A 3,801-nucleotide genomic window follows, 5' to 3' on the forward strand; every position below is an offset into this window, starting at 1 on the left:
GGGATTATCTTTCTCTCCACCAACGCGTCAAGGGTTCGCTTCGCCTTTCGCCCTTGACTCTATTGGTTTCGAAAAATGGCCCAATTAGGGGGATGAAACCTTTTCATATATTGGTTGATTGAGTTTACACAAAAATCTTGACAGACCCCCTGCTTCGGTAATCTGCGTGGATAATCTTATTTGTTCCTGCGATGGATTGACATTGCCGGCGCTTTGTTTGTGAACCAAAATACCCGATGCACACTTATGGATGATCAGATGACGGAATACGGCCCGTTGATAGGTGGTAAGGCTCTGCATCGTCTCTTCGGGAATACACTTTGTTGTCGTGATCATGTTCTTGGTATTTAACCCGATCAGGAACGTGTTTCTCTCGCCACAACTCCTAATGCTGTCCCGGCAATACTGGACAACATCTCTGGGGAGGCGAACAGTAAAATGCTGTCGTTTTTGTGGAACAGCAAGTAGATGAGCCAGTTGCAAGGTAGCCCGCAATTGTTTCGTAGCAGTAGCGTTACCGTCTGCGATACGTTTGATATCCTCGTCGGCAAGCATAGTAAGTTGTTGAGGATGCGTAACTGTCGTCATCAGAGTGCCCAATGTATCTATAAGCTGAGCCTCTTTTAAAAGGTGATGATGGAGCGGCTTGCCCGCGAAAGGTTGCTTTCTCATAACTTCTACCCCCTGTGCGTTATAGATAGCCTTGTTCGGCCAAGGAGAAATATCTCCAGAACCCTATAATTATGTGGTCGACGACCCGAATACCTAGAATCTCTCCAGATTGTTGCAGTCTTTTGGTTATTTCAATATCCTCTCGGGATGGAAAGGAATCGCCAGATGGATGATTATGGACAAAGATCACCGCTTCCGCATTTCTCTTCAATACCGGGCGGAATGCCTCGCGTGGATGGATGATGGCCGCATCCAGTGATCCAATCGCGACCACTTCCGAAAACAAAATGCGCCTCTTGTTATCCAAGCCGATCACGACAAAATACTCTTTGGGTAAATACTGCATCTCTACCTTGAGATGATTAAAAACATCTCTTGCAGACCGGACAACAGATGGACGCGACGTTATTGAGCATATGGTACGTGCCAAATCCAGAGATGATATGAGTTTGTAGGCCTTGACTGGCCCTATGCCCGAAATGGCTGTCAGTTCTTCTTCTGTTGCGTCCAGCAGTTCTTGCAGGGTAGGGAAGCAGGCAAGCAAGTTATGGATGACTCTTCCTTCCGGCTTCTCGTCAATGAGATGTGCCAGAACGGTCGCCAGAGTTGTTTGAGCGGTGCATTTATCTGTCATACATTACCTCCGTGAAATGAAAATAAGGAGGGCGGTAAACCCTCCTTGTGCTGGTAAAGCGATATCCTGTACAATACAATCAGCAAAGTTAATTGGGTGTGATTCCTATCTTGGTTCACATCCTTTTTGTTGTTCTAACTGCTCCAGCTTCATCTCAACGAGCACCAGCTTGACGAGAGTGTTGGCATAAAGCCGCCCCCAAGTGGGACGCATCTGCTTGATACCTCGTAAATGCTTTAACGCCGCCAGCAACCACTTTCTCTTCTCACACAAATCAACATGCTTCTCCATCATCCTCACCTCCTTTCGGGCATAAAAAATGGCCCTTCTGCATCGTTCTGCAAAAGAGCCTATGATTTGATTTTCTTCCTGTTTTTCAAATACCACTGTAACTGCTTGGGATGGTTCTCCTGAAAATACTGAATGACGTATTGTTTGGCAACATCCCTCTCAAGCCTCCAGAAGCGGCTGACGTAAGCGTACAGGACGTGCCCGGCAATGTGAATGTCACCGTTCAGGGCCAAACGATTCAGAAGCACCACCAACTCATCTGATAAGCTCTGTTTGCTCTGTTCCATGCCTCTCAACTCCTTTCTTGCTAACTTCGCGTTCGACCGACCGCAAAACGTCAATCATATCAATCTGGATCTTCAAAGACTTGATGCGACTACGTATCTGCTCAAGATTACGAGCATTGATTGGATGATTGGTGTCACAGTTGCGTAGCATCTTCTCCTGAATGAGCAGATCGGCAAGTTTCAATTCCAGATTTATTAGCAACTCTCTCATAAGTGACTTCACCTCCTTCCATTGCTGGCATACGCCCTTTAGCGGTTTAATGGCAACACAAATAACCCGCTTTGACGCAAGCAGGCACGATATATCAGATTTAATTGGAGAAGAGAAAAGCTTCTTCTTCAGGAGATTATGAGTGAGGACGAATTGCAATCCTTAGTTCATGGTGCATATACTATCCGTCCATCTTCAAATCTCTCGCAATTTGTTCATAATCGATGTAGCTGGCTAGGGATGGGGGAATCGGGCCAAAGTAACATTCATCTACCATATTCGCCGCGACATCGTATAAACTGTTCACATCTAAAGACACACTGTAGTCACCGCTCTCCAACAAACTTACTACCTCATCGGCAGAGTCAGCCACTCGCCAACCAATATCCCTTCGTTGTACTTCGCCAGATTGGCAACATAGATTTTAACTTTCATACAGACTCCCTCCGATTTTGCAAGAATTTGTTTACAACAATAAGCGAAGACAAGCAACAGACTGCAACCCAGCCTTTATTCAAAACGACACTGCTTGATCATCTTTGATTCACCTACTCACTATTTGGGAAGCCTTTCACCTTCCCTGCTCACTGTCACGCTCAATTGAGCAATTAAACAAAAAAAGGACTGCAATCTACTGACGAACAGTAGATCACAGTCCATGTGTAACCGGGTGGGGCATGAAACGGCTGGCACCCCCCTTTAATTTTGTGTTGTGGAACCGGGGAAAAATATATGCAGTTTTTTGCTTGTATAGGCTTTCGGAATCCGGAAGATTTTTACTCCCTGCCGTGTTTCAGGCTGTATTCCAGCGACAGAAGTTCTTGCCCAATATTGTTCAGGGTTTTGCGTCCGGTTTCACTAAGCGTTCGATAAATTCGATTCAAGCTCTCCCAGTCCTCTTCTGTAGGTGAAGTATCATCTCCAAACAGAATAACATCTGTAGGTGTATTTAACAGGATAGAGGCTCTTACCAATAAATCAATACTGGGCAGGCCCAGTCCGTTTTCTATCCGTTTTACATTACCTTCTGAAGTCTGCAAGGCTTCCGCAAACTCAGCGCGGTTACGATATTTCTTTTTCCGTAACTCCTGTATTCGCTTGCCGATTTCAATGGGATTCAATCATTACCACCCCTTTAATGCAAGCCTATCGGAATTGATAGAATGCAATAAGGGTATTCAAAATATCTGTTTTATGGTTATTATTAATATCGTAGAACTAATTTTTCCCATGATTGGAGTGTTATCAGAAATGTCACTTGGAGAAGAGTTGATTCTTGCCACAAAGGCAAAGGACGAAAACAAAGTTAGAGAGTTGCTCGGTGCTGGAGCAGACCCGAACTATAAAGGGCAGTATGATTACAATGCTCTGAGGTGGGCTGTCATAAAAGAATCAGAGAATATCGTCAAACTCCTTCTAAAAGCGGGTGCCGATCCCAATTCCAGGGATATGGTTGGTGATCCGGTTATGAAATCTGCGTTTGATAAAAACAACGTCGCCATCCTCAGACTATTGATAGATGCGGGGGCAGATACAAAATCACTGCCTCATTATCAGCAAGAATCCTTGCGAGTGTCAATATCGATTTAATTTTCCCCAAAACTATCGGTTGAAAATTCCCCATTTTTGTCGCTACTGGTTGTTTACTTCAGCAGGCTCCGGTCGAAAGAAACCTGCTTTTTTCTTTTCCTTAATGCGATAACTTT

General features: G+C 44.8%; 9 protein-coding genes. 1 reads left to right on the forward strand and 8 read right to left on the reverse strand.

The window, feature by feature from the left end; all coding sequences use genetic code 11:
• Window positions 1-84 precede the first annotated feature (84 nt).
• From EDM54_RS17195 to EDM54_RS17230, 8 genes are all read right to left on the reverse strand, one after another.
• A complete protein-coding gene (locus EDM54_RS17195) occupies window positions 85-672 on the reverse strand; it encodes a JAB domain-containing protein (protein ID WP_122958528.1) in 588 nt (195 codons plus the stop codon).
• A 19-nt stretch (window positions 673-691) separates the two neighbouring features.
• Window positions 692-1,306: a RadC family protein gene (radC, locus tag EDM54_RS17200; RefSeq protein WP_122958529.1), complete on the reverse strand. Its 615-nt coding sequence runs from the start codon at window positions 1,304-1,306 to the stop codon at window positions 692-694.
• Window positions 1,307-1,411: 105 nt separating this feature from the next.
• The gene (locus tag EDM54_RS17205; protein WP_007779035.1) at window positions 1,412-1,600 is read right to left on the reverse strand and encodes a hypothetical protein; all 189 of its coding nucleotides are present in this window, start codon (window positions 1,598-1,600) and stop codon (window positions 1,412-1,414) included.
• A gap of 56 nt (window positions 1,601-1,656) precedes the next feature.
• Window positions 1,657-1,884, reverse strand: a complete 228-nt coding sequence (locus EDM54_RS17210; RefSeq protein WP_007779038.1) for a hypothetical protein — start codon at window positions 1,882-1,884, stop codon at window positions 1,657-1,659.
• Window positions 1,853-2,095 (reverse strand): hypothetical protein, encoded by a 243-nt coding sequence (locus tag EDM54_RS17215; protein ID WP_007779040.1) that lies wholly within the window; start codon window positions 2,093-2,095, stop codon window positions 1,853-1,855. The genes EDM54_RS17210 and EDM54_RS17215 overlap by 32 nt, the downstream gene beginning before the upstream one ends.
• A gap of 181 nt (window positions 2,096-2,276) precedes the next feature.
• Window positions 2,277-2,468 carry an antirestriction protein ArdA gene (locus EDM54_RS17220; RefSeq protein ID WP_307723576.1) on the reverse strand — a complete coding sequence of 64 codons (192 nt, stop codon included), beginning with the start codon at window positions 2,466-2,468 and terminating at the stop codon, window positions 2,277-2,279.
• On the reverse strand, window positions 2,444-2,530 hold the full coding sequence (locus EDM54_RS27405; protein ID WP_081494681.1) for an antirestriction protein ArdA: 87 nt from the start codon (window positions 2,528-2,530) through the stop codon (window positions 2,444-2,446). The genes EDM54_RS17220 and EDM54_RS27405 overlap by 25 nt, the downstream gene beginning before the upstream one ends.
• Before the next feature lie 341 nt (window positions 2,531-2,871).
• On the reverse strand, window positions 2,872-3,216 hold the full coding sequence (locus EDM54_RS17230; protein ID WP_007779043.1) for a helix-turn-helix domain-containing protein: 345 nt from the start codon (window positions 3,214-3,216) through the stop codon (window positions 2,872-2,874).
• Window positions 3,217-3,346: 130 nt separating this feature from the next.
• Between EDM54_RS17230 and EDM54_RS17235 the strand changes: the two genes are divergently transcribed.
• The gene (locus EDM54_RS17235) at window positions 3,347-3,685 is read left to right on the forward strand and encodes an ankyrin repeat domain-containing protein (RefSeq protein WP_183189169.1); all 339 of its coding nucleotides are present in this window, start codon (window positions 3,347-3,349) and stop codon (window positions 3,683-3,685) included.
• Window positions 3,686-3,801 lie beyond the last annotated feature (116 nt).

This window comes from Brevibacillus borstelensis (assembly GCF_003710865.1).
GTDB classification, from domain to species: Bacteria; Bacillota; Bacilli; order Brevibacillales; family Brevibacillaceae; genus Brevibacillus; species Brevibacillus borstelensis.

Bases quoted from the DNA above. Each gene is read 5' to 3' on its own strand.
- EDM54_RS17195 (WP_122958528.1), bottom strand. From the start codon at position 672: ATGAGAAAGCAACCTTTCGCGGGCAAGCCGCTCCATCATCACCTTTTA.
- radC (WP_122958529.1), bottom strand. From the start codon at position 1,306: ATGACAGATAAATGCACCGCTCAAACAACTCTGGCGACCGTTCTGGCA.
- EDM54_RS17205 (WP_007779035.1), bottom strand. From the start codon at position 1,600: ATGATGGAGAAGCATGTTGATTTGTGTGAGAAGAGAAAGTGGTTGCTG.
- EDM54_RS17210 (WP_007779038.1), bottom strand. From the start codon at position 1,884: ATGGAACAGAGCAAACAGAGCTTATCAGATGAGTTGGTGGTGCTTCTG.
- EDM54_RS17215 (WP_007779040.1), bottom strand. From the start codon at position 2,095: ATGAGAGAGTTGCTAATAAATCTGGAATTGAAACTTGCCGATCTGCTC.
- EDM54_RS27405 (WP_081494681.1), bottom strand. From the start codon at position 2,530: ATGAAAGTTAAAATCTATGTTGCCAATCTGGCGAAGTACAACGAAGGG.
- EDM54_RS17235 (WP_183189169.1), top strand. From the start codon at position 3,347: ATGTCACTTGGAGAAGAGTTGATTCTTGCCACAAAGGCAAAGGACGAA.